This window comes from Paramagnetospirillum kuznetsovii, assembly GCF_003284725.1.
GTDB classification, from domain to species: domain Bacteria; phylum Pseudomonadota; class Alphaproteobacteria; order Rhodospirillales; family Magnetospirillaceae; genus Phaeospirillum; species Phaeospirillum kuznetsovii.
This window is the reverse complement of the sequence record NZ_PGTO01000002.1, coordinates 269,188-293,276: the sequence shown is the minus strand read 5'-3', so window position 1 is coordinate 293,276 and position 24,089 is coordinate 269,188. Positions and strand designations below refer to the sequence as shown.

The 24,089-nt window shown below is 65.4% G+C and carries 22 protein-coding genes; 17 read left to right on the top strand and 5 right to left on the bottom strand.

The features are described 5' to 3' along the window. Positions 1–9 precede the first annotated feature (9 nt). A complete protein-coding gene (locus tag CU669_RS04015) occupies positions 10–483 on the bottom strand; it encodes a low molecular weight protein-tyrosine-phosphatase (RefSeq protein ID WP_112142702.1) in 474 nt (157 codons plus the stop codon). 39 nt (positions 484–522) lie between these two features. Further along, a complete protein-coding gene (locus CU669_RS04010) occupies positions 523–717 on the bottom strand; it encodes a hypothetical protein (protein WP_112142509.1) in 195 nt (64 codons plus the stop codon). A 115-nt stretch (positions 718–832) separates the two neighbouring features. On the opposite strand from CU669_RS04010, the gene cobB reads away from it, so the two are divergent. Genes cobB through CU669_RS03990 form a run of 4 tightly spaced genes read left to right on the top strand, consistent with a single transcriptional unit; the run spans position 833 to position 7,470 of the window. Then, entirely contained in the window at positions 833–1,564 is a 732-nt protein-coding gene (cobB, locus tag CU669_RS04005) for a Sir2 family NAD+-dependent deacetylase (RefSeq protein WP_112142701.1), read from the top strand. Positions 1,565–1,618: 54 nt separating this feature from the next. Then, a complete protein-coding gene (locus CU669_RS04000) occupies positions 1,619–3,508 on the top strand; it encodes a potassium transporter Kup (protein ID WP_112142508.1) in 1,890 nt (629 codons plus the stop codon). A gap of 1 nt (position 3,509) precedes the next feature. Then, positions 3,510–5,402 carry a potassium transporter Kup gene (locus CU669_RS03995; protein ID WP_112142507.1) on the top strand — a complete coding sequence of 631 codons (1,893 nt, stop codon included), beginning with the start codon at positions 3,510–3,512 and terminating at the stop codon, positions 5,400–5,402. A 7-nt stretch (positions 5,403–5,409) separates the two neighbouring features. Beyond that, complete coding sequence (locus CU669_RS03990) at positions 5,410–7,470, top strand: protein-disulfide reductase DsbD family protein (protein ID WP_112142506.1); 2,061 nt, start codon at positions 5,410–5,412, stop codon at positions 7,468–7,470. A gap of 20 nt (positions 7,471–7,490) precedes the next feature. On the opposite strand, the gene CU669_RS03985 is transcribed toward CU669_RS03990, so the two are convergent. Further along, positions 7,491–7,952 carry a hypothetical protein gene (locus tag CU669_RS03985; RefSeq protein WP_239988527.1) on the bottom strand — a complete coding sequence of 154 codons (462 nt, stop codon included), beginning with the start codon at positions 7,950–7,952 and terminating at the stop codon, positions 7,491–7,493. Continuing rightward, positions 7,949–8,233 carry a hypothetical protein gene (locus CU669_RS03980; RefSeq protein ID WP_112142699.1) on the bottom strand — a complete coding sequence of 95 codons (285 nt, stop codon included), beginning with the start codon at positions 8,231–8,233 and terminating at the stop codon, positions 7,949–7,951. The genes CU669_RS03985 and CU669_RS03980 overlap by 4 nt, the downstream gene beginning before the upstream one ends. A 318-nt stretch (positions 8,234–8,551) precedes the next feature. Here CU669_RS03980 and CU669_RS03975 point away from each other — a divergent pair, with 318 nt between their 5' ends. The 7 genes from CU669_RS03975 (at position 8,552) to CU669_RS03945 (ending at position 17,031) form a co-directional block, all read left to right on the top strand. Next, on the top strand, positions 8,552–8,986 hold the full coding sequence (locus CU669_RS03975; protein ID WP_112142505.1) for a MaoC family dehydratase: 435 nt from the start codon (positions 8,552–8,554) through the stop codon (positions 8,984–8,986). Positions 8,987–9,237: 251 nt separating this feature from the next. Continuing rightward, positions 9,238–10,227 carry a bifunctional riboflavin kinase/FAD synthetase gene (locus CU669_RS03970; protein WP_112142504.1) on the top strand — a complete coding sequence of 330 codons (990 nt, stop codon included), beginning with the start codon at positions 9,238–9,240 and terminating at the stop codon, positions 10,225–10,227. Positions 10,228–10,235: 8 nt separating this feature from the next. Beyond that, a complete protein-coding gene (gene ileS / locus CU669_RS03965) occupies positions 10,236–13,091 on the top strand; it encodes an isoleucine--tRNA ligase (protein ID WP_112142503.1) in 2,856 nt (951 codons plus the stop codon). Further along, a complete protein-coding gene (gene lspA / locus CU669_RS03960; RefSeq protein ID WP_112142502.1) occupies positions 13,084–13,584 on the top strand; it encodes a signal peptidase II in 501 nt (166 codons plus the stop codon). The genes ileS and lspA overlap by 8 nt, the downstream gene beginning before the upstream one ends. Before the next feature lie 4 nt (positions 13,585–13,588). After that, positions 13,589–14,164, top strand: a complete 576-nt coding sequence (locus CU669_RS03955; RefSeq protein ID WP_112142501.1) for a DUF3035 domain-containing protein — start codon at positions 13,589–13,591, stop codon at positions 14,162–14,164. A 57-nt stretch (positions 14,165–14,221) separates the two neighbouring features. Beyond that, positions 14,222–15,613 carry a M16 family metallopeptidase gene (locus CU669_RS03950; RefSeq protein WP_112142500.1) on the top strand — a complete coding sequence of 464 codons (1,392 nt, stop codon included), beginning with the start codon at positions 14,222–14,224 and terminating at the stop codon, positions 15,611–15,613. A 131-nt stretch (positions 15,614–15,744) separates the two neighbouring features. Further along, positions 15,745–17,031: a M16 family metallopeptidase gene (locus tag CU669_RS03945; RefSeq protein WP_239988526.1), complete on the top strand. Its 1,287-nt coding sequence runs from the start codon at positions 15,745–15,747 to the stop codon at positions 17,029–17,031. Positions 17,032–17,091: 60 nt separating this feature from the next. Here the strand turns inward: CU669_RS03945 and phaR are convergent, their stop codons facing one another. Beyond that, the gene (gene phaR / locus CU669_RS03940; protein ID WP_112142499.1) at positions 17,092–17,658 is read right to left on the bottom strand and encodes a polyhydroxyalkanoate synthesis repressor PhaR; all 567 of its coding nucleotides are present in this window, start codon (positions 17,656–17,658) and stop codon (positions 17,092–17,094) included. 417 nt (positions 17,659–18,075) lie between these two features. Here phaR and CU669_RS03930 point away from each other — a divergent pair, with 417 nt between their 5' ends. The 6 genes from CU669_RS03930 to CU669_RS03905 all read left to right on the top strand — a co-directional run bounded on the left by CU669_RS03930 (position 18,076) and on the right by CU669_RS03905 (position 23,956). Continuing rightward, entirely contained in the window at positions 18,076–19,302 is a 1,227-nt protein-coding gene (locus tag CU669_RS03930) for an alpha/beta fold hydrolase (RefSeq protein WP_407671541.1), read from the top strand. A 201-nt stretch (positions 19,303–19,503) separates the two neighbouring features. Beyond that, positions 19,504–20,688, top strand: coding sequence for an acetyl-CoA C-acyltransferase family protein (locus tag CU669_RS03925; protein ID WP_112142497.1), 1,185 nt, complete (start codon positions 19,504–19,506; stop codon positions 20,686–20,688). 239 nt (positions 20,689–20,927) lie between these two features. Next, positions 20,928–21,650, top strand: coding sequence for an acetoacetyl-CoA reductase (gene phbB / locus CU669_RS03920; RefSeq protein ID WP_192884571.1), 723 nt, complete (start codon positions 20,928–20,930; stop codon positions 21,648–21,650). 133 nt (positions 21,651–21,783) lie between these two features. Next, complete coding sequence (locus CU669_RS03915; RefSeq protein WP_112142496.1) at positions 21,784–21,996, top strand: hypothetical protein; 213 nt, start codon at positions 21,784–21,786, stop codon at positions 21,994–21,996. 146 nt (positions 21,997–22,142) lie between these two features. Then, on the top strand, positions 22,143–22,832 hold the full coding sequence (locus tag CU669_RS03910; protein WP_112142495.1) for a hypothetical protein: 690 nt from the start codon (positions 22,143–22,145) through the stop codon (positions 22,830–22,832). Next, positions 22,829–23,956: a response regulator gene (locus CU669_RS03905; RefSeq protein ID WP_112142494.1), complete on the top strand. Its 1,128-nt coding sequence runs from the start codon at positions 22,829–22,831 to the stop codon at positions 23,954–23,956. The genes CU669_RS03910 and CU669_RS03905 overlap by 4 nt, the downstream gene beginning before the upstream one ends. Positions 23,957–24,089: the final 133 nt, after the last annotated feature.

The window sequence follows — 24,089 nt, the reverse complement described above, 5'->3', positions numbered from 1 at the left end:
GGCGATGCCCTACAACAAGGTCTCGCGGATATGCTGCAACAGGCCGACCGATCCGGCCTCGATCATGTCCAGCACCCGTTCGAAACCGTCGCCGGGGCCGTAATAGGGATCGGGAACATCGAGAATGTTCAGCTGCGGCGCGAAGGACAGGAACAGGGCCAGGGCATCCTGGCGCACCGGCGGGCACTTGCCGAGAAGCAGCCCGAAATGGCCGCGATCCATGGCCAACAACAGATCGAACCGGTCGTAATCGGCCTTGACCACCTGGCGCGCCCGCAGATCGGAGAGGTCGACGCCGCGTCGCTTGGCCGCCTCCATGGAACGGCGATCGGGCGGCTCGCCCACGTGATAGGCATGGGTTCCCGCCGAATCCACCTGGATCGCCGCGCCAAGGCCCTCGCGCGCCACCAGGGCGCGAAACACCCCGTGGGCGGTGGGCGAGCGACAGATATTGCCGGTGCAGACGAACAGAACCTTGACCATGGCGGGCATCCTCTCGGATTGAAGAGGCCGCCGCAAGTCCTATTCGCCGACCGAGCCCTTGCGTTCCAGGCTTGTCAGGGACCGGTGCATGGCGGTGAAATCAAAGCCGCGCGCCGGTTGGGGCGGCGCCTGGATCAGAACGGGTTCGTTCAGGCCGAAGGCGCGGGCCAGCCACGTCTTCGGCTTGGGCTCGGCCGCGCTTATCCCCTGGGGGGATCGCGTTGAATTGGACATGATGACCTCCCTGACGGCCCCATTGGCGGAGCTCTATGACTTGTTCCAGATCATTGACTGATTCGGCGCGGACGGGAAGACTCCAGATGTGACAATCGCCATCGACGGAAGCCAAATGCCCCAGATTGACAGGAACGGCCCCATCGTCGTGCTCACCGGCGCCGGAATTTCCAAGGAATCCGGCCTGGATACCTTTCGCGACAAGGACGGTATCTGGAGCAAGGTGCGCCTGGAGGATGTCGCCACCCCGGAAGGCTTCGCCCGCGACCCCGCCAGGGTCCACGCCTTCTATAATGCAAGGCGGCGCAGCCTGGCCGAGGACGGCATCCATCCCAATTCCGCCCATGCGGCGCTGGCGCGGCTGGAACGCGAGTGGGGCGCGCCGGTGCTGGTGGTCACCCAGAACATCGACGACCTGCACGAGCGTGCCGGATCGACCAACCTGATCCACATGCACGGTGAATTGCTGAAGATCCGCTGCCGCCGTTGCGCCGAGCCATTCCCTTGGACCGACGACCTTGGCCTCGACCACGCCTGCCCCGATTGCGGCCGCCCCGGCATGCTGCGCCCCCATGTGGTCTGGTTCGGCGAAATGCCGCTGGAGATGGAGCGTATCTTCGAGGCGCTGGAAGCCTGCGCCCTGTTCGTCTCCATCGGCACCTCGGGTCATGTCTATCCGGCCGCCGGTTTCGTGGCGGGGGTGCGCAAGCGCGGTCTCGCCCATACGGTGGAGCTGAATCTGGAGCCCTCGGAAGGCGCCAGCCTCTTCCACGAAAGCCGCCTGGGGCGGGCGTCCGAGCTGGTTCCAGCCTTTGTCGAGGAATTGCTGCATCGTCAGGACGCTTGACTCCTGATCCATTCCGGGTAGCCATGTGCGCTGTTACTGCAGGGGACACCTGATATGACGGCCCAACCGGGCGAGGGACACTCCCGGAACGTGCCCGCTCTGATGCTCGCCGCCATCGGCGTCGTGTTCGGAGACATCGGCACCAGCCCGCTTTACGCCCTAAAGGAAACCTTCAGCGGCCCCCACGCGGTGGCGCTGGACAGGGGAAATATACTCGGCGTCCTGTCGCTGATGTTCTGGGCGATCACCATTATCGTGTCGTTCAAATATGTCATCATCATCATGCGCGCCGACAATCGCGGCGAGGGCGGATCGCTGTCCCTGCTGGCCCTGGTCAGCCACGCGGCGGAAGGCCGCGGCCGCCTACCCCTGATCGTCAGTTCGCTCGGCATCTTCGCCGCCGCCCTGTTCTATGGCGATTCCATCATCACGCCGGCCATCTCGGTGCTGTCGGCGGTGGAAGGCCTCGGCGTCGCGGCCCCCCATCTGGAACAATGGGTGGTGCCGCTGACCATCGCCATCCTGTTCGTGCTGTTCGCCATCCAATCCCACGGCACCGATCTGGTGGGCAAGCTGTTCGGCCCGGTCATGCTGGTCTGGTTCACCACCCTGGCGGTGCTGGGCGTCAAGAACATGGCCTATGCCCCTTCCGTCCTGGCGGCGCTCAGTCCGCATCACGCCATCGCCTTCCTGTTTCGCGAGAACTGGCACGCCTTCCTGGCGCTGGGCTCGGTGGTGCTGTGCGTGACCGGCGCCGAGGCGCTGTATACCGATATGGGCCATTTCGGCCGTCTTCCCATCCGGCTGGCCTGGTATCTGTTCGTGCTGCCCGCCCTGATCCTGAACTATTTCGGCCAGGGCGCCCTGCTGATCGCCCATCCCGAGGCCATCGCCAATCCATTCTTCAAGCTGGCCCCCGCCGCCATGGCCTTGCCACTGGTCATCCTGGCGACGCTGGCCACCGTCATCGCCAGCCAAGCGGTGATCTCCGGCGCCTTCTCGGTGACCCGCCAGGCCATCCAATTGGGCCTGCTGCCGCGCATGGAGATCATCCACACCTCCAAGGACGAGATGGGCCAGATCTATCTGCCCTTCGTGAACTGGCTGCTGATGGTCCTGGTGATGATCCTGGTGGTCGGCTTCAAGACGTCGAGCAATCTGGCCGCCGCCTATGGCGTCGCCGTCACCGGCACCATGGTGATCGACGCCTTGCTGGTGGGCACGGTGATGCTGCTGATCTGGAAGTGGAAGGCCCGCACGGTCAAGATCATGGTGGGCGGTTTCCTGGTGGTGGATCTGGCCTTCTTCCTGGCCAATTCCATCAAGATTCCCGACGGGGGCTGGTTCCCACTGATCGTCGGCGGCTTGCTGTTCACCCTGCTGACCACCTGGAAGCACGGCCGCGCCCGGCTGCTGGCCAAATTGAAGGCCGACGCCTTCCCGGTGGAGGACTTCCTGGCCAGCCTGTCGGACCGGGTGCCACGCGTGCCGGGCACCGCCGTATTCCTGACCGGCACCTCCGAGGGCGTGCCCATCGCCCTGTTGCACAACATGAAGCACAATAAGATCATCCACGAGCGGGTGGTGCTGGTTACCATCCAGGTGGAGGAAAAGCCCTTCGTCACCGAGGAAAACCGGTTGGAGCACCAGTTGCTCGCTCCCAATTTCCACCGCCTGTTCGTGCGCTACGGCTTCATGGAGACCCCCAATCTGCCCAAGGCGCTGGCCCAGGCGCGACGCGACCAGATCGGCTTCTTCTACGAGCCCATGTCGGTGTCCTATTTCGTTTCGCGCGAGACCCTGATCCCGCTGCCCAAGAAGGGGCTGCCCGGTCTGCGCGATCAGCTCTTCGCCGGATTGGCGCGCATGGCCACCAGCGCCATGGATTACTTCCACCTGCCCAGCAACCGCGTGGTCGAGCTGGGCAGCCAGATAGAGATCTGACATGGAACCCGCCGCCACCGAAAAGACCGACATCAAACGCCTGGGCGCCCTGTCCCTGGCGGCCATGGGCGTGGTCTATGGCGATATCGGCACCAGCCCGCTTTACACCTTGAAGGAATGCTTCGATCCCGATCACGGGGTTCCCTTGACGCCGGAGAATATCTACGGCATCGCCTCGCTGGTGTTCTGGGCCATCATCGTGGTGGTCACCCTGAAATACGTGCTGTTCGTCATGCGCGCCGACAACCGGGGGGAAGGCGGCATCCTGGCGCTGTTGGCGCTGGCCATGCGCGCCACCAATGCCGACCGCGCCCGCATCGGGCCGCTGGTGGTGCTGGGCCTGATCGGCGCGGCGCTGTTCTTCGGCGACGGCGTCATCACCCCGGCCATTTCGGTCCTGTCGGCGGTGGAGGGGCTCGAGGTGGGAACCCCGATGTTCCAGCCCTATGTCATCCCCATCACCCTGGCGGTCCTGATCGGATTGTTCGCCATCCAAAGCCACGGCACCGAACTGGTGGGCAAGCTGTTCGGCCCCGTCATGGTGGTGTGGTTCGTCACCATCGCCGTGCTGGGCTTCATCGAGGTCGCGGGTCATCCCGGCATCCTGACCGCCATCAATCCGGCCTATGGGCTGACCTTCCTGTTCACCCACGGCTGGATCGCCTTCATCGTGCTGGGCTCGGTGGTGCTGGCGGTGACCGGCGGCGAGGCGCTTTACGCCGATATGGGCCATTTCGGCAAATTGCCCATCCAGATTTCCTGGTTCGTCATGGTGCTGCCCGCCCTGATGCTGAGCTATCTCGGCCAAGCCGCCCTGTTGCTGGACAACCCCGAGGCGGTCAAGAACCCCTTCTATCTGCTGGCCCCCGATTGGGCGCTGTATCCCCTGGTCGCCTTGGCCACCCTGGCCACCGTGATCGCCAGTCAGGCGGTCATATCCGGCGTGTTCTCGCTGTCGCGCCAGGCGGTGCAACTGGGCTATTCCCCGCGCCTGGACATCCGCCACACCTCCGACGAGGAAGAGGGCCAGATCTATATCGCCCGGGCCAATTGGGGCCTGTTGATCGGCATCGTCGCCCTGGTGGTGGGCTTCAAGAGCTCGACCAATCTGGCCGCCGCCTACGGCATCGCGGTGACCGGCACCATGGCCACCACCACCGTGCTGGCCCTGGTGGTGGCGCGCCATCAGTGGAAATGGCCCGCATGGCTGTGCATCGCCCTGGGCGTGGTGTTCCTGGTGGTCGACCTCGCCTTCTTCGGCGCCAATCTGCTGAAGGTCGCCAATGGCGGCTGGTTCCCGCTGGCGGTGGGCGCCGCCATGTTCCTGGCCATGAGCACCTGGCGGCGCGGCCGCGTCATCCTGGCCAAGCGCCTTGCCGAGGGCGCCATGCCGCTGGAGATGTTCCTGCAACAGCAAAAGCAGTCCGAGCACATGCTGCGGGTGCGCGGTACCGCCATCTTCATGACCGGCGACACCGACACCGTTCCCATCGCCCTGCTGCACAATCTGAAGCACAACAAGGCGCTGCATCAGCGCGTCGTCTTCATGACGGTGATCACCGACGACATCCCCCGCGTCTCGGCCCGCGACCGGGTGGTGGTGGAAGGCCTCGCCGAGGGCTTCTACCGCATCACGGTGCGCTACGGCTTCTTCCAGGAGCCCGACATTCCCAAGGTGCTGCGGCTGTGCAAGGCCTTTGGCCTGGAATTCGACATGATGGACACCTCGTTCTTCCTGGGCCGCGAGACGGTGATCCCGTCGGTGCATCCCGAGATGGCGGAATGGCGTGAGCGTCTCTATGTCATCATGGGCCGCAACGCGGTGTCGGCCACCGACTTCTTCCGCATTCCGGCCGGCCGGGTGGTAGAGTTGGGCATTCAGGTCCAGATGTAAGGGCACCATGCGCCTTCTCGCCTTTCTGTTTTCCGTCCTGCTCCTTGCCGGTCCCGCATCGGCCGCCGAGTCCTCCGACTGGTCCGGCAGCGAATCGGGCCGGGTCCGGCTGATCTCGTCGGTCGCCGCCACCGGCTCGGCCGCCAGCCTGCGCCTCGGTCTGCACTTCCAACTGGCGCCGGGCTGGAAGATCTATTGGCGCAGCCCTGGCGACGCGGGCTATCCGCCGCGCCTGGACTGGGCGGGTTCGGCCAATCTGGGCGCCCCGGTGATCCAATGGCCCGCCCCTCACCGCTTCGTGTTGGCGGGGTTGCAGAACCACGGCTATATGGGCGAGGTGGTGCTGCCGCTAGATGCGCCGCTCACCGTGCCCGGCCAGCCGGTCGCCGCCCGCCTCGCCGTCGAGTTCCTGGCTTGCGCCCAGGTCTGCGTGCCACAAAAGGCCGAGCTTTCCCTCGACCTGCCCGCCGGTCCGGCCGAGCCGTCCGCCTTCGCCCACGACATCGGCCGGTTCAGCGCCCTGGTCCCCGGCGACGGATCGCGCCATGGCCTGACCGTCGAGGCCGCCGAGGCGCTCGGCGCGGGCGAGGCCTCCGTCCTGCGTCTGTCGCTGGCCTCCACCGAGCCGCTGACGGCGCCCGACATCTTCGTCGAGGCCGACGAGGTCGCCGGGTTCGGCGAGCCCCGCGTCACCCTGTCGCCGGACAAGAGGCATGCCGTTCTGAACTCCCCGGTCACCCCCGGCACGGTGTTGAAGCCGCTGGCCGGAGCCTTGCTGCGCATCACCGTGACCGATGGGCTGCGATCCTTGGACGCCATGGTCACCCCCGTCCCGGCAACCGCGTCCCCGTCCACTGAATCGGGCCTGCTGGCCATGATGGCGGTGGCCCTGCTGGGCGGGTTGATCCTTAATCTGATGCCCTGCGTGCTGCCGGTCCTGTCCATCAAGGTGCTGGGCGTGCTGAGTCATGGCGGCGGTGAGCGCGGCCATGTGCGGGCCAGCTTCCTCGCCTCGGCCGCCGGAATCATCGCCTCGTTCCTGGCGCTGGCTGCCCTGGCCATCGCGGTCAAGCAGGCGGGCCAAGCAGTCGGCTGGGGCATCCAGTTCCAGCAGCCCGGCTTCCTGGTCACCATGGTGGTGCTGCTGGCTCTGTTCGCCGCCAATCTGTGGGGCGTGTTCGAGATTTCGCTGCCCACATGGCTGATGACCGGCGGCGGCGGCAACCATCACACCGTGCTGGGCCATTTCCTGTCGGGCGCCTTCGCCACCTTGCTGGCGACGCCGTGCTCGGCCCCCTTCCTGGGCACCGCCATCGGCTTCGCCCTGGCGCGCGGCCCGGAAGAGATCACCGCCATCTTCGCCGCCCTGGGCGTCGGCATGGCGTCGCCCTTCCTGGCGGTGGCGGCATGGCCCGACGCGGCGCTGCGCCTGCCCAAGCCGGGGCGCTGGATGATCACGGTGCGCAAGCTGCTGGGGTTGGCCCTGGCGGCGACCGGGATCTGGCTGCTGACGGTGCTGGCGGCGCAGACCGGACTCTTCGCCGCCCTGGTTTCGGGCGGCGCGGTAACGGCGGCCATCGCCATCATGGCGGTCAAGCACCGCCTTCCCGCCTCGTCGCGCTCGGCGGTGGGAGCCTGCGTGGTGGCGCTGGCCGGACTGGCCCTGGCGGCTCCGTTCCATGGCGACGGCGGCCAGGCCTCGGCCTCGGGCGGGACCATTCCCTGGGTGGCTTTCGACCGCGCCGCCCTGACCCGGCTGACCGGCGAAGGCAAGGTGGTGTTCGTGGATGTCACCGCCGATTGGTGCATCACCTGCAAGGTCAACAAGGCGGCGGTGGTGGAACGCGGCGAAGTGGCCAGGCGGCTGGGCTTGCCCCAAACCGTTGCCATGAAGGCCGACTGGACCAAGCCCGACGAGACCATCTCGCGCTATCTGGCCTCGTTCGGCCGCTACGGCATTCCCTTCAACGCCGTCTACGGCCCGGCCGCCCCCGATGGCCTGGCGCTGTCCGAACTGCTGAGTGAGTCCGAGGTGCTGGCCGCCCTGGACAAGGCGGCCGGACCCTAACCATTTGAATAGAGACGGTGTCAGCGTTCCCGGCGCAGGATCCAGCGCACCTGCTGGCCGCTGGTGTTCATGGCATAGCCGTAGACCTTGCCCTCGGCGGTCAGCACGCCGTCGAAGGTGAAGGCGACTTGGCCGTCGTCACCGGCTTCCAGCCGCGCGGAGCACGGGCTGAGGGTTGCGACCCGGCCGTCGATGCGGGTTCCCTGCTTCCAGCCCAGCGACTGGTTGAGGTCGGCCTTCTGCTCCAGCGTCCAGGTCATGGGGCCGGAGGCCGGGCGGATGAACTCCCACTTGGAATAAGGCGCCACCCAGCGCCCCAGCAGCCAGTTGCCCGCATCGGCCTTGGAGGTGTCGCAGATGGCCTCGGGCAGCGGCTCGGGCGGTGGCGCCTTGGGGCCTTGGGGGAGATCCTCGGCCAAAGCCGGAACGGACAGGACCATCAAGACGGCGGCCAGGGGAGACAGCAGGCGCAACGGCATCATTCCTTCTTGCGGGAGATGGGGACATAACCCCGGTCGATCATGCAGGCGGCCAGAACCGCGTCATAGCGCTTCTTGGCCTGATGGCGGTCGTAGTCGCGAAACACGCTGCCGGTATCGCGGTCGTCGTCGCGCCAGCCCACGTCGCGGTCGGCATAGCGGCGGCAGCCGGAATAGTCGCGGCTCCACTCCTCCTTGGGCACGTCGGGATTGGTCCACGGCACCGAAGTGGCGGCGCAGGCGGGCAGCATCAGGCAGATCATGGGGAGGGCGAAGCGCTTCATGCCCCCATACCGCCATAGTCGATAATGCTTGGCAAGATGCCTTTGGTCGATCAACCGGGCAAAGAAATTCCGCGCCAAATATGTGATCGTCATTCCCGCGCAAGCGGGAATCCATTTGCCCGGCGGCATGATATCCGACCAACGCACCACTCGTCCCCACCATGGATCCCCGCCTTCGCGGGGATGACGCAAATCTCCCATCGTTGGACCGCCCCAACTGCCTTGGAACAATTCCGTTTCCCGTCCCCATGGTCGAGTCTATACTCCCGCCGCCATTGCGCTGCGACGCAGCATCAACCTGAACCATGGAGACCGGTAATGAGCGGCGAATCCCTGAACGGAATGTATTTCGAAGAACTGACCGTCGGCCAGTCGGCCATCTTCGCCAAGACCGTCACCGAGGCCGACATCGTCGCCTTCGCTGGCGTTTCGGGCGATTTCAACCCGGTGCACGTCAACGAGGAATTCGCCAGCCAGACCATGTTCAAGGGCCGCATCGCCCACGGCATGCTGTCGGCCGCCTTCGTCTCCACCGTGTTCGGCACCAAGCTGCCGGGACCGGGCTGCATCTATGTCTCGCAGCTGCTGAAGTTCAAGGCGCCCGTGCGCATCGGCGACACCGTCACCGCCCGCGTCGAGGTCACCGCCCTGACCCCCGAGAAGAAGTTCGCCACCTTCAAGACCACCTGCACGGTGGCCGGCAAGATCGTCATGGACGGCGAAGCCACCCTGATGGTCCCGTCCAAGGGCTAAAGTCCGAGAGGGTCACCCCACCCCCACCCCCACCCCCACCCCTCCCCGTCAAGGGGAGGGGAGACTGGCTTGGCCCCTCCCCATCAAGGGGAAGGGTAATCGGCTTGGCCCCTCCCCATCAAGGGGAGGGGTGATCAGCTTAGCCCCTCCCCCTCGTGGGGAGGGGTTGGGGTGGGGGGCTTGCTCGGTCTTGCGCTTCGGCCGCTAATGCACTACCCCTTGGCCCTTCATTCCATGGGATCCGTGCTCAGATGCGCCTTGTCCGGCATTGTGGCGAATTCAAGCTTGAACACCGCGGTTGCGTGGTGGCGCTGGGCAATTTCGACGGCGTCCATCTCGGGCACCAGACGGTGATCCTGACCGCCAAGCGCATCGCCGAGGAAAACGGCGTCGCCCATGGCGTCATGACTTTCGAGCCGCATCCGCGCACCGTCTTCCATCCCGACCAGCCGCCCTTCCGCCTGACGCCGTTCCGCGTCAAGGCCCGCCTGATCGAGGCGCTGGGCATGGATCTGTTGCTGCAACAGCATTTCGACACCGGCTTCGCCGGCATCAGCGCCCTGCAGTTCATCGAGGAACAGCTGGTCCAGTGCCTGGGCACCAGCCATGTGGTGGTGGGCTACGACTATGTGTTCGGCAAGGGCCGCCAGGGCACCGGCGCCTTCCTGCAGCAAATCGGCCAGGAGAAGGGCTTCGGCGTCACCGTGGTGCCGCCCGCCATGGCGCCCAGCGGCGAGGTCTATTCCTCCACCCAGGTGCGCGACTATCTGGTGGCGGGTCGGCCCAGTGACGCCGCCAAGCTGCTGGGCCATTACTGGGAAGTGGAAGGACGGGTCGAGCACGGCGACGCCCGTGGCGGCAAGCTGGGGTTCCCCACCGCCAATCTGCGCCTCGACGAATATCAGCGCCCCGCTACCGGCGTCTACGCCGTGCGCGCGGGCATCGACAAGGGCGGCGACACCGTCTGGCACGACGGCGTCGCCAATTTCGGCCGCCGCCCCACCTTCGACAAGACCGACGAATTGCTGGAAGTGCACCTTCTCGGCGTTGACGAAGACCTTTACGGCCGCCATCTGCGGGTGGCGCTGATCGACTTTATCCGCCCCGAGCGCAAGTTCTCCGGCATCGATGAATTGCGGGCGCAGATCGCCACCGATGTCGAGACCGGCCGCGCCTTGCTGGCGGGCCGCAAATTCACCGCGAAACCCGGCCCCCTGGTGCCGGTAACGCCCAACGCCTGAGAAGTCCCATGAGCGTCGACCTGAAAAGCACCGTATTCCTGCCCAAGACCGACTTCCCCATGAAGGGCGGCCTGCCCGATCTGGAACCCAAGCTGCTGGAGCGCTGGTCAAAGATCGGACTGTTCGCCCGCCTGCGCGCCGAATCCAAGGGCCGCGAGAAGTTCATCCTTCACGACGGCCCGCCCTATGCCAACGGCAACCTCCATATCGGCCACGCGCTCAACAAGATCCTGAAGGACGTCATCACCCGGGGCCAGCAGATGCTGGGCAAGGATTCCGACTATGTGCCGGGCTGGGACTGCCACGGCCTGCCCATCGAGTGGAAGATCGAGGAGAAATACCGCGAGGCCGGCAAGGACAAGGACGAGATCGACATCGTCACCTTCCGCGAGGAATGCCGCCAGTTCGCCGCCAAGTGGATCGCCATCCAGAAGGAAGAGTTCAAGCGGCTCGGCGTCGAGGGCGACTGGGACCATCCCTACACCACCATGACCAACCACGCCGAATCGGTGATCGTCGGCGAGCTGGGCAAGTTCCTGATGGACGGCTCGCTGTACAAGGGCGCCAAGCCGGTGCTGTGGTCGGTGGTGGAAAAGACCGCCCTGGCCGAGGCCGAGGTGGAATACCACGACCACACCTCCGTCACCATCTGGGTCAAGTTCCCGGTGGTCACGGCCAGCCTGCCCGTGCTGAACGGCGCCAAGGTGGTGATCTGGACCACCACCCCCTGGACCATGCCGGGCAACCGCGCCGTGGCCTACGGCGCCGAGTTCGACTATGTGCTGGTCGAGATCGAATCCAGTGACAGCCCGCTCGCGGTGGTCGGCGAAAAGCTGGTGGTCTGCGCCGATCTGGCCGAGCAGGTGGCCAAGGATGCCAAATGCGTGTTCAAGGAGCTCGCGCGCTTCAAGGGCGCGGAACTGGCCGGAACCATCGCCCATCACCCGCTGAAGCATCACCCGGAAGCCAAGGGCGGCTACGACTTCGCCGTGCCGCTGCTGGCGGGTGGCTTCGTCACCACCGATACCGGCACCGGCTTCGTCCATATCGCGCCCGGCCACGGCGAGGACGACTGGCATCTGGGCAAGGAACACGACATCGCCATCCCCGACACCGTCCAGCCCGACGGCAAGTACTTCCCCCATGTGGCCATCTTCGCCGGGATGGATGTGCTGAACCAGGGCAAGAACGGCAAATACTACTCGCCCGTCGCCAAGCCGGTGATCGAGGCCATGACCGCCACCGGCAACCTGCTGGCCCACGGTAAGGTGGAGCACTCCTATCCCCATTCCTGGCGGTCCAAGGCGCCGCTGATCTTCCGCAACACGCCGCAATGGTTCATCTCCATGGAGAGCACCGGCTTGCGCGCCAAGGCGCTGGAGGCCATCGCGGCGACCCGCTTCGTGCCCGACCAGGGCCGCAACCGCATCGGCTCCATGATCGAGAGCCGCCCTGACTGGTGCGTGTCGCGCCAGCGCGCCTGGGGCGTGCCCATCGCCGTCTTCGTGGACAAGAAAACCGGCCAGCCGCTGCGCGATCAGGCCGTCGTCGACCGCATCGTCGAGGCCTTCAAGGCGGAAGGCTCCGACGCCTGGTTCACCTCGAAGCCGGAACGGTTCTTAGGCGCGGACCGCAAGGCCGAGGATTTCGATCAGGTGTTCGATATCCTGGACGTCTGGTTCGATTCCGGCTGCACCCATGCCTTCGTGCTGGAGGGCGCGGAATGGCCGCGTCTGTCCTGGCCCGCCTCGCTGTATCTGGAGGGCTCGGACCAGCATCGCGGCTGGTTCCATTCCTCCTTGCTGGAAAGCTGCGGCACCCGTGGGCGCGCGCCTTACGACGCGGTGCTGACCCACGGCTTCGTGCTCGACGAGCAGGGCCGCAAGATGTCCAAGTCGCTGGGCAACGTGGTCAGCCCGCAGGAAGTGGTGGGAGCCCAAGGTGCCGACATCCTGCGCCTGTGGGTGGTGGGGTCCGACTATTCCGACGATCTGCGCATCGGGCCGGAAATCCTGAAGACCCAGGTGGATATCTATCGCCGCCTGCGCAACACGCTGCGTTACCTGCTGGGCGCCCTGGACGGCTTCACCGATTCCGAGCGCGTGGGCGCCGAACAGATGCCGGAACTGGAACGCTGGGTGCTGCACCGCCTGACCGAGATGGACGCCCAGGTGCGCGGCGCCTGCGACTCCTTCCAGTTCCACGGGCTGTTCACCGAGCTGCACAATTTCTGCGCCGTGGATCTGTCGGCCTTCTACTTCGACATCCGCAAGGATGCGCTGTATTGCGACGGCCCCTCGTCCTTGCGCCGCCGGGCGGCGCGCACGGTGTTCGACATCCTGCTGGACACCTTGTGCAAGTGGCTGGCGCCCTTCCTGTGCTTCACCGCCGAGGAAGCATGGCTGGCCCGCCATCCCTCCGAGGACGGCTCGGTCCATCTGGAACAGTTCCCCGACATCCCGACCGCTTGGCGCGACGACGAACTGGCGGCCAAATGGGCCAGGATCCGCGAGGTCCGCAAGGTGGTCACCGGCGCCCTGGAAATCGAACGCCGGGAAAAGCGCATCGGTTCCAGCTTGCAGGCCGCGCCGCTGCTCACCGTGTCCAGCGATATCCACGCCCTTGTCCAAGGGCTCGACATGTCGGAGATCTGCATCACCTCGGGCATGGTGGTGATCGATGGGCGGCCGCGTCCCGAGGATTTCGCACTGGCCGAGGTGCCGGGCATTTCCGTGGTCCCCCATGTGGCCCAGGGCGCCAAATGCCAACGCTGCTGGAAGGTCTTGCACGAGGTCGGAACCGCCAAGCATGACGGTGTCTGCCACCGTTGCGCTGACGCCATGGACGCGCACGATCATGCGTAGGGGACTGAGCCTCGCCGCCCTGGTCATCGTGCTGGACCAGATCAGCAAGTGGTGGATCATGGAGCGCGTCATGCGCCCGGACGGCGTCGAGGGCACGCCGTTCTTCACCCCCCTGCGCGTCACCGTCGCCCCGTTCTTCGATCTGGTGATGGCGTGGAACCGGGGCGTCAGCTTCGGCATCGGCAATAATGCGGGGGAATGGAACGCCGTGATCCTGTCCGGCCTCGCCCTGGTCATCGTCGCCGTCATGGTCGTCTGGCTGCGCAAGGCGGAGAGTCCGTGGCTGCAAGCGGCCCTGGGCGGAATCATCGGCGGCGCGCTGGGAAACGTCATCGACCGCGCCCGCTTCGGGGCGGTTGCCGATTTCCTGGACTTCCATTTGGCGGGCCATCACTGGCCGGCTTTCAATCTGGCGGATTCGGCCATCAGCGTCGGCGCAGCGATTCTTGTGTTCGACTCCTTGTTTGCCGGCCGGGTTTCGACTAAGAATTAAGGCCATGACCAAGATGCACGCTCGCACCCGCCTCGTCCTCGCTCTCACCTGCGCTTTGCTGCCGCTGGCACTGTCGGCCTGTGGCGAGGCCAAGCGCGCCTTGGGCTACGAAAAGCAGCCGCCGGACGAGTTTCAGGTGGTCGCGCGCGCGCCGCTCAGCATGCCGCCGGATTTCGGACTGCGGCCGCCGACCCCGGGCGCCGCCCGTCCGCAGGAAGGCACCACCCGCGATCAGGCGCGCCGGGTTCTGAGCGGCCAACGCGGCGTCACCCCCATCGCCACCGAAGGCCGCAGCCAGGGCGACCTCTCGCTGATGAAGCGGGTCGGCGCCGATTCCATCCAGCCCGACATCCGGGTTCTGGTGAACAAGGAAACCCAGTCCCTTGCGGATGCGGATAAGAATTTCACCGACCGCATCGTGTTCTGGCGCAAGCCGGACCCGCCCGGCATCGCCGTCGATCCTTCCAAGGAAACCCAGCGCATCCGCGAAAATCAGGCGCTGGGCAAGTCGGTTTCCGAAGGCGAGACCCCACAGATCCAGCGCCGCAAGCGCGCCTGGCTGGAAGGCGTCTTCAACTAGCCTTGCCCTTCGGTCGATTGCCCCCATATGCATCCCATCCCGTTCCTTGGAGGTAGGATGACCATTCTTCGTCTCTGCGTGCTGGTCGTCGTCATGTTGGCGCTGGCCGTCCCCGCCCAGGCCCGGCTGTTCGATCCCGAGACCTTCGCCCTGGCCAACGGCATGCAGGTGGTGGTGATTCCCAATCACCGCGTCCCCATCGTCTCGCACATGGTCTGGTACAAGGTTGGCGCCGCCGACGAGGAGCCGGGCAAGAGCGGCCTGGCCCATCTGCTTGAACACCTGATGTTCAAGGGAACGCCCACCATGGCCCCGGGGGAATTCTCCAAGCTGGTGGCCCGCAACGGCGGCCGCGACAATGCCTTCACCTCGTCCGATTACACCGGCTATTACCAGAACGTCGCCGCCGACAAGCTGGAACTGGTCATGCGCATCGAGGCCGACCGCATGCGTAATCTGGTGCTGGACGAGGCCAATTTTCGCACCGAGCAGGCGGTGGTGCTGGAAGAGCGGCGCTCGCGGGTCGAGAACAGCCCCGCCGCCCTCCTGGCCGAGCAGATGGAAGCCGCGCTCTATCTCAACAGCCCCTATCACCGGCCGGTCATCGGCTGGGAGAAGGAGATCGCCGCCCTCACCCTCGACGACGCCCTGGCCTTCTATCGCCGCTGGTACGCCCCCAACAACGCCATCCTGATCGTGGCGGGCGATGTGGACGCCGCCACGGTGCGGCCGCTGGCGGAAAAGTATTACGGTGTGCTGGACCGGGCCGAGACCCCCGCCCGCGGCCGCACCGAGGAACCGCCGACCCGCGCCGCCCGGCGCGTCACCCTGACCGACGGACGGGTGGCGGAACCCGGTTGGACCCGCCTCTACCTCGCCCCCAGCGCCTTGTCGGGCGACAAGGAACTGGCGACGCCGCTGGAAGTGCTGGCCGAGATCGTCGGCGGCGGCTCCACCTCGCTTTTGTTCCGCTCGCTGGTGGTGGACAAGGGACTGGCCGCCTCGGCCAGCGCCTCCTACGACCCCACCGCCATGGGGCCGACCGCCTTTCGCATCGGCGTGACCCCTCGGCCCGGCGTGCCGCTGGACAAGCTGGAAGCGCTGATCGACCACGACCTCGCCAGGATCGCCAAGGACGGCCCGTCCGCCGAGGACGTGGAGCGCGCCAAGACCCGCCTGATCGCCAGCGCCGCCTATAGCCGCGATTCGCTGCACACCGGCGCCCAGACCTTCGGTCAGGCCCTGGCGGTCGGGCAAAGCGTCGCCGAGGTGGAATCCTGGCCCGACCAGGTGGCCGCCGTCACGCCGCAGCAGGTGTCCCGCGCCGCCGCCAAGGTCCTGGACGCCCGCGGCTCGGTCACCGGTCTGCTGCTGCCCGACCCCAAGGCGCCCGCTGGGAGCCGCGCCCCCGTCTCGCCATTGGCCGGGTTCAAGAGGGATCTGCATTGATGAGCGATATCTCCCCCAACGTCGTCACCCCCGCGAAAGCGGGGGTCCATGGCACGGCCAGATGCCTTGCATCGTCAATGCTGATTTTTGCCCGTACATGGATTCCCGCCTTCGCGGGAATGACGAAGAAATTGCCGATTTTCATGATCTGCCTACTGCCCCTGGCCGCCCAGGCCATGACGGTGGAGCGTGTCGTCAGCCCCGGCGGCGTCGAGGCGTGGCTGGTCCAAGACCACGCCAATCCCATCATCGCCATGGAGGTCGCCTTCAAGGGCGGCGCGGCGCTGGACCCCGCCAACAAATCCGGTCTTGCCGAGATGACGGCGAGCCTGTTGGACGAGGGGGCCGGACCCTACGATTCCCAGGCCTTCCAGCAGAAGCTCGAGGATCTGGTCATCACCTTGCATTTCGATGCCGGTCTGGACAATCTGCGCGGCCATCTCAAGACCTTGACCGCCAATCGCGACACCGCCTTCGATCTGTTCCGCCTGTCGCTGACCCAGCCCCGCTTCGACAAGGAGCCCATCGAGCGCATCCGCAGCCAGATCATGTCCAACTTGATGCGCGAAACGCAAAGCCCCAACGCGGTGGCGTCGCGCCAGTGGTTCAAGGCCATGTTCGCCGGTCACCCGTATTCACGCTCGCCCCATGGCGAGATCGACACCATCAAGACCATCCAGAAGGGCGATCTGCGGGCCTATGTCCGCGACCAACTGGCCCGCGACCGACTGATCGTCGGGGTGGTCGGCGACATCACCCCGGCCGAATTGGGCGGCCTGCTGGACAAGACTTTCGGTGCCCTTCCCGCCGCCGGCACCGCCGCCATCGTGCCCGAGGCGACGCCCGCGACCGTCGGCGGCGTCACCGTCATCGACAAGGCCAATCCCCAGGCCGTGGGCCTGTTCGGGGCGCCGGGCATCAAGCGCAAGGACTCCGATTGGTATCCCGCCTATGTGATGAACTATATCCTTGGCGGCGGCGGCTTTTCGTCGCGGCTGACCGAGGAGGTGCGCGAAAAGCGCGGACTGGCCTATTCGGTCTACTCCTATCTGACGCCGTTGCGCCATGCCGGACTGATCGTCGGCGGCGTCGCCACCGAAAACGGCCGTTTCGCCGAATCCATTGACCTGATCAAAGCGGAATTCCGCCGCATGCGCGAGCAAGGCCCCAGCGAGACGGAACTGGCCAATGCCAAGACCTATCTCAACGGGTCGTTCCCGCTGCAGTTGGACTCCACCGAGGCCATCGCCGCTCTGTTGGTTCAGATGCGCCTGGATGATTTGGGGATCGACTTCCTGGACCGCCGCGGCGCGCTGATCGCGGCGGTATCCTTGGATGACGTCAAGCGAGCCGCCGCCCGCCTGCTCGACCCCGACGCCTTGTCCATCGTCGTGGTCGGCCGACCGGCGGGAATGTGAGGTCACCGGCCAGGCGGGCGGGACGCCCGCCCAGCGGGTCACATCAAACGACGGGCGGAATTACTTCTTCGTGCTGAGGCTGTCGATCTGCTGTTGCAGGGCGTCGAGGCGAGCCTGAAGCTCGTCGGCGCGGGGCTGGCCGCCTTCGGCCCCATGAGCCTGATAGAAGGGGGTGAACATCTTCATGGCGCTTTCCACGAAGTTCATGTTCTGCTTGCTCATCTCCTCGAAGGGATTGAACGGGAACATGCCTTCCAGGGCATTGCGCATGTAGTCGCGCATCTGCTGCTCATTGCGCGAGAACGACTGCATGGAATAGTCGAGATAGCGCGGCACCAACCCGCCCAGGGAGTCGCCGTAAAAGCCGATCAACTGGCGCAGGAAGCTGATGGGAAGCAGGTTCTGGCCGCCCTTGCCCTCTTCCTCGACGATGATCTGAGTCAGCACGGAGCGGGTAATGTCCTCGCCCGACTTGGCGTCATAGACCACGAAGTCGTCACCGTCCTTGACCATCTGCGACAGGTGATCAAGCGTGACATAGCTGCTGGTCGCCGTGTTGTAGAGGCGACGGTTGGCATATTTCTTAATGGTGATGGGGGCCTTGGGGGAGGTCTCTGGCTCTGACATCTGGGCTTCATCTCGCTAGGGGTGTTTGGGCGTCATTACCCGGCGCTTGCCCCAGTAATAGCAGAAAATATTCGCGGGCGCAGCATGATCGGCGGCCCCATCCGCACCATGGTCTGGTCAAGCCGAATCGGCTCGGCTATAGTTCGGCCATGTCAGAAGGGCCGCCCGATCTCAACGCGCTCGCGCGCCGATACCTCGACCTTTGGCAGGAGCAAGTCGCCGCCGTGGCGGCCGACCCCGCCTTGGGCGAAGCCGTCGCCCGGGGTGTCGCCATGATGACCCAGACCGCCACCGCCGTGGCGGAAGCCACCGGGATCACCAAGGGCAAGGCCGCCCCTGTCAGGAATGAGCCGGGATCCGATGAACGGGCAGTCTCGCCAAGCGCCACCGACCAGACCCAAACCGCTGAAAGCGCCCTTGCGCGCGGGGCCGCGGCCGCTGCCGCTGCATCTGATGACGCACGCCTCCACCATGATCAGCTCGCGCGCCGCGTTGCCGCTCTTGAAAAGCGGGTCGCTACCCTGGAAGCCGCACTTGGCGGAAGCGGCAAAGGCCCTCCAGACAAGCCTCGACGCCGCCGGGCCTGACGCCGTCAAGCTGCTGGATCACGCCATCGCGGCGGAAGGCACCCGCCGCCACGACGCTTTCCTGGCCGGAATCGACGCCTATCGCCATCATCCCTATCGCCGCGTCCTGCCTTCGGTTCCGGTGGCGTGGCGGCAGGGAACCACCCGGCTGCTGGACTACCGCCACCCCGACACAGCCCCCGACGCGCCGCCGGTCCTGGTGGTCCCCTCGCTGATCAATCGCGCCTATATCCTGGACCTGTCGGCCAAACGCAGCCTGATGCGCTATATGGCGGACAAAGGCCTGGCGCCGTTCCTGGTGGATTGGGACGCCCCCGGCCCCGAGGAATCCCGCTTCACCCTGACCGATTACATCGCCGGACGGCTTGAGGCCGCGCTGGACAAGGTGGTCGAATTGACCGGCCGCAAACCGGCGGTGGTGGGCTATTGCATGGGCGGGCTGCTGGCACTGGCCCTGGCCCAGCGCCGCCCCGACAGCGTGTCGGCGCTGGTGCTGCTGGCGACGCCGTTCGAATTCATGGCCGGTCGCGAGGCCAATGCCGCCATGATGCGCGCCCTGGCCGCGCCCTTGGGCGGCCTGATCGACGCCAACGGCACCGCCCCGGTCGACATGCTGCAATCCATGTTCGCCGGGCTGGACCCCGGATTGGCGGCGCGCAAGTTCATGGCCTTCGCCCGCCTTCGCCGCGCCAGCGCGCGGGCACGGGATTTCGTGGCCTTGGAGGACTGGGCCAATGACGGCGTCGATCTCGCCGGACCGGTGGCCCGCGAATGCCTGTTCGGCTGGTACGGCGACAATACGCCGCCCCTGGGCCGGTGGATGGTGGGCGGAACCCCAATCCGGCCGGAAGAGGTGGCGGTTCCCGCGCTGCTGATGATTCCGCACCGCGATAGGATCGTACCACCCATGTCCGCCTTGCCCTTGGCGGAACGGTTGAGAAATGCCAAACTGCTGATGCTGTCAGGAGGGCATGTGGGCATGCTGACGGGGCCTCGCGCCAAGACCGACGTCTACGGGCCCTTGGTGCGTTGGTTGCGCCGCAACATAAAGCCTTAGCGGCTTTATTTCGCACATGCACAATTGGCCGATTAAATTTGTTTTAATGCTATATCGGGACTTCTCTGGAGCTTGTGTTCCCGCTATTCTGCACCCGCGATGGGGGTTTGTACCGTTAATCGTGGGCGTGTTGGATTTGGGGGAGCCGATCCCAGCATTTGAGGCCTTCCGATGTGTGGATTCCTTGAGGAGAACTAGGCAATGACCAAACGTGATGTCGTCGTTTTGAGCGCGGTGCGGTCCGCCATCGGAGCTTTCGGCGGTTCCTTGAGCGACATTGACCCGCCGGAATTGGCCGGTACCGTAATGAAGGAGTCGGTTGCGCGCTCGGGCGTCGATCCCAACCTGATCAACTATGTCACCGTCGGCAACTGCATCCCCACCGATTCGCGCTACCCTTATGTCTCGCGCGTTGCCTCGATCCAGGCCGGTCTGTCCATGGACTCGGTGGCCCAGAACGTCAACCGTCTGTGCTCGTCGGGCTTGCAGGCCATCGTGACCACCGCCCAGAACATCCTGCTCGGCGACTGTGACTACGGCATCGGCGGCGGCGTCGAGGTCATGTCGCGCGGCTCCTACATGATGCCCGCCCTGCGCTCGGGCGCCCGCATGGGCGACACCCAGGCCATCGACATGATGGTCGCGGTGCTGACCGATCCCTTCGGCTGCGGCCATATGGGCATCACCGCCGAGAATCTGGCGACCAAGTGGAACATCTCGCGCGAGGACCAGGACGCCTTCGCCGTGGAATCCCAGCGCCGTGCCGCCCTGGCCATTTCCGAGGGTCGCTTCAAGTCGCAGATCGTTCCCATCGTGAAGCAGACCAGGAAGGGCGAAGTGGTGTTCGACACCGACGAACACGGCAAGCCCAGCACCACCATGGAATCCCTGGCCAAGATGCGCCCCGCCTTCAAGAAGGACGGAAGCGTCACCGCCGGTAATGCCTCGGGCATCAATGACGGCGCCGCCTTCTTCGTCCTGGCCGACGCCGCCGTGGCCGCCAAGGCCGGCTACAAGCCCATCGGTCGCCTGGTGTCCTACGCCATCGCCGGTGTGCCCAACGACGTCATGGGCGAAGGCCCCATCCCCGCCTCCAAGCTGGCCCTGAAGAAGGCCGGTCTGACCCTGGCCGACATGGACGTCATCGAGTCCAACGAAGCCTTCGCCTCCCAGGCGCTGGCCGTGGCCAAGGGCCTGGAACTGGACATGAAGAAGACCAACCCCAATGGCGGCGCCATCGCGTTGGGCCATCCGGTCGGCTGCTCGGGCGCCTTCATCGCCACCAAGGCGCTGTACGAATTGCAGCGCATCAATGGCAAATACGCCTTGGTGACCATGTGCATCGGCGGCGGTCAGGGCATCGCCACGGTGTTCGAGCGCCTGTAGGCATCGGCCCGACTTGACCGGGGGTATCCTGCGTTAGGCAAGAAATCGGATCGTCGCCGTCCAGTCCAGCGGACGGCGGCGGCTCCGCCTCCTCCCCCGCGACAGCCGGACCTCGACATCATGGAAAGCCGGACCCGCCCGGCGGCTTTCCGTCCATTCATTCGGGTGGTACTCGGCCGTGCCGGACCAACACGGTGGCTTCAAGAGCCGAGCGGAGACACAAGCAAGAGGAGATCCCCATGGGGCGTTTAGCAGTTGTGACCGGTGGCACCCGCGGCATCGGTCGCGCCATTTCCGTGGCGCTCAAGAACGCCGGCTACAAGGTTGTCGCCAATTACGGCGGCAATGACGAAGCCGCCAAGAAGTTCACCGAGGAAACCGGCATCCCGTCCATGAAGTGGGACGTCGGCAATTTCGGCGCCTGCGAGACCGCCATCGCCAAGATCGTCGCCGACCATGGCCCGATCGAGGTCGTGGTCAACAATGCCGGCATCACCCGTGACGGCGTCATGCACCGCATGACCTATCAGCAGTGGGAAGATGTCATCCACACCAATCTGAGCTCGTGCTTCAACATGGCGCGTCTGGTCATCGAATCCATGCGCGAGCGCGGCTTCGGCCGTATCGTCAATATCGGTTCGGTGAACGGTCAGGCCGGTCAGTACGGTCAGGTCAACTATGCTGCCGCCAAGTCCGGCATCCACGGCTTCACCAAGGCCCTGGCCCTGGAAGGCGCCGCCAAGAACATCACCGTCAACGCCATCGCGCCCGGCTATGTGGACACCGACATGGTCCGCGCCGTGCCGCCGGCGGTGCTGGAAAAGATCATCGCCAAGATCCCGGTGGGCCGTCTCGGCCGCGCCGAGGACATCGCGCGCTGCGTGATGTTCCTGGTGGCCGACGACGCCGAGTTCTTCACCGGTTCGACCCTGTCGGTCAACGGCGGTCAGCACATGTACTAAGACCTGATACAGGTCCGCGATGAGAAGCCCTCCCTTCGCGGGGAGGGCTTTTCTATTTTTTATACGTCCTTCGCCCGATGGCGGCGTCACCTTGCGCGTGCCATGATCGCCTCGGAAGGGTGATGAGGCAAGAATGAGCGACGGCAACCCACACGACTGCCTGGACCAACGAATCCCTAGGATTCACGGCCTGATCGGCGATCAGGCCCTGTTTCAGGCTGGCGCCATGATCAAGGGCGGTAGCCGCTGCGCCGCCCTGCGGACCTGCGAACGGTGGAACGACTGCGCCTGTACCCATGGACAATTATGGGAACACCTGTCGGCCCTGCTGTCCAACTCGCGCTGAGCGAGACATATTTCATTCACATTGGTTACTGACCGTCCATTGTGTTGCCCCCCTAACCCCGGCACATTGCCCCGGGGTTAGGGGGGGAGTTCCGGGACGACGGTCGCTTCGCGGCTGGGCGCAAATCTGTTGGGGCAGATAAGGCCATGAGCAAACACCGAACCGCGTGTTCCGACTCTCAGAAGAAGTGCTATGCCGCCGCGACCATCGTGTCCGACGTGTTGGAGCGTCTGCTGCGCGAGACTGCCCGCGACGGCATGGTCCGGGTCGAGGAGGCGGTCAAGATCCTGAAACTGGTCGGGCGCGGCACCTACGAGCTGGACGTGGCCTTCGAGCATCAGGAGAAGGCCTGCCGCCAGGACATGCAGCCCGGCCGCGACAAGGCCTCGGCCCGCAACAATCCGTTCCGCCGTTTGATGGTTCGGCCGTTCGAGACACTGCTGAGCGGCGAGCCCGCACCCTATCCGCGTCCGCTGCTGGGCAATTATTTCGATGTCCTGGAAGCCGCCTATGGCGAGAAATACGGGGAATACGACCGCCACAGCAAGGCCCTGCTCCAGTCGCTTTTGGTGGCGCACGGCCACAATCTGAACTGGGACACCTTCTACGCGGAACCGCGGGTCGGCCAGATCATGGCCCATGCCCTGCGGCGGTTGCTTCGCTTCCTGGAAACACCCAACGGCCAGCGGGCCTGGCTGACCTCCATGAGCCGCCCGGCCCCCACCGGCCTGCGTCCGTCGGCTCAACAAACGGACTCCATCCGCGAGGTGTTGGAACACACCCTGCGCGGGCTGGACATGCCCGCCGCCACGCTTCGCACGGCGGCGACCGCATGAACGCGGCCCCCGCCCTATCCGATGCCGCCAAGGCCCATTCGCGCAAGGTCTTGGTCGCCGTGATCGACGCCAATGCCGACCACCGCCGACAGGTGGCGACGGCCCTGACCTCCTTCTACCAAGTGGTCGATTTCTCCCATTTCGACATGGCCATGGAAGGCTTGGCCCAGACGCCGCCCTGCGTCTTGCTGCTGGACGAGATGGCCATGCCCCGCATGGGAGGCGACCCGGTCAAGACGGCCCGCCGCCTCCTTCCCGGCGTCCCGATCATCCGCACCCTCAATCGCGCCATCGCCCATCTGGGCGAAACGGCGCGCGACACCGATGCCTGCCTGGAAAAACCCTATCGCCGCAGCAGCCTGATCCGGACCATCTCCAATCTGGTCAACAAGTCGGTCGAAAACAGATGGGAAAGTCTGGCGCCACAATACCGGGACTCCCTGCAGCGCACGGTGGAAAGCTTCAACACCATCTCGGACCTGATCGACCGGGGCGAACCGCTGGAATACAAGGATGTCACCGGCGCCTGCTCGTCCCTGGTGGACGCCGTCAGCAATCACGACTTCAAGGTGATCCTGGACAACGTCAAGGGCCACGACAACTACTCCTATGTCCACTCGTTGCGGGTGGCGACCTTACTCTCGCTGTTCGGCCACACCATCGGCCTGAAAGGCGAGGATATGAACCTGGTGACATCGGGCGGGCTGGTTCACGACATCGGCAAGATGAAGATCCCGCACGAGGTGCTGAACAAGCCCGGCCGCCTGGACGATTCCGAATTGCAGGTCATGCGCAGCCACGTGCCGAAAAGTGTCGATTATCTGAAACTGTGCGAGTCCCTGCCCAAGGGCGTCGTCACCATCGCCGAGCAGCATCACGAAAAGCTGGACGGCAGCGGCTATCCCAACGGTCTAAAGGGCGGACAGCTGAACGAATTGGCCCGCATGGCCTCCATCGTCGATATCTTCAGCGCGCTGACCGATCGCCGGGTCTACAAGGAGCCCATGGCCCCCGAGGAAGCCCTGACCCTGATGACCGATCGCATGGCCGCCGACATCGACCTAAACCTGCTGACCCTGTTCAAGGGCATGCTGCTGGATGCCGTCACCACGGCCTCGGGCTAGCTATAAAAGGGACCGAGAGCGCCGTGCGTCATATTTGGCGAAAGGCGCCAACCCCAGGAATAAGAACAAAATCACCCCTGTCATACCCACCCTTGCCATAGGTGTATGGTTCGGGGCTGCATGGGGGAAACCA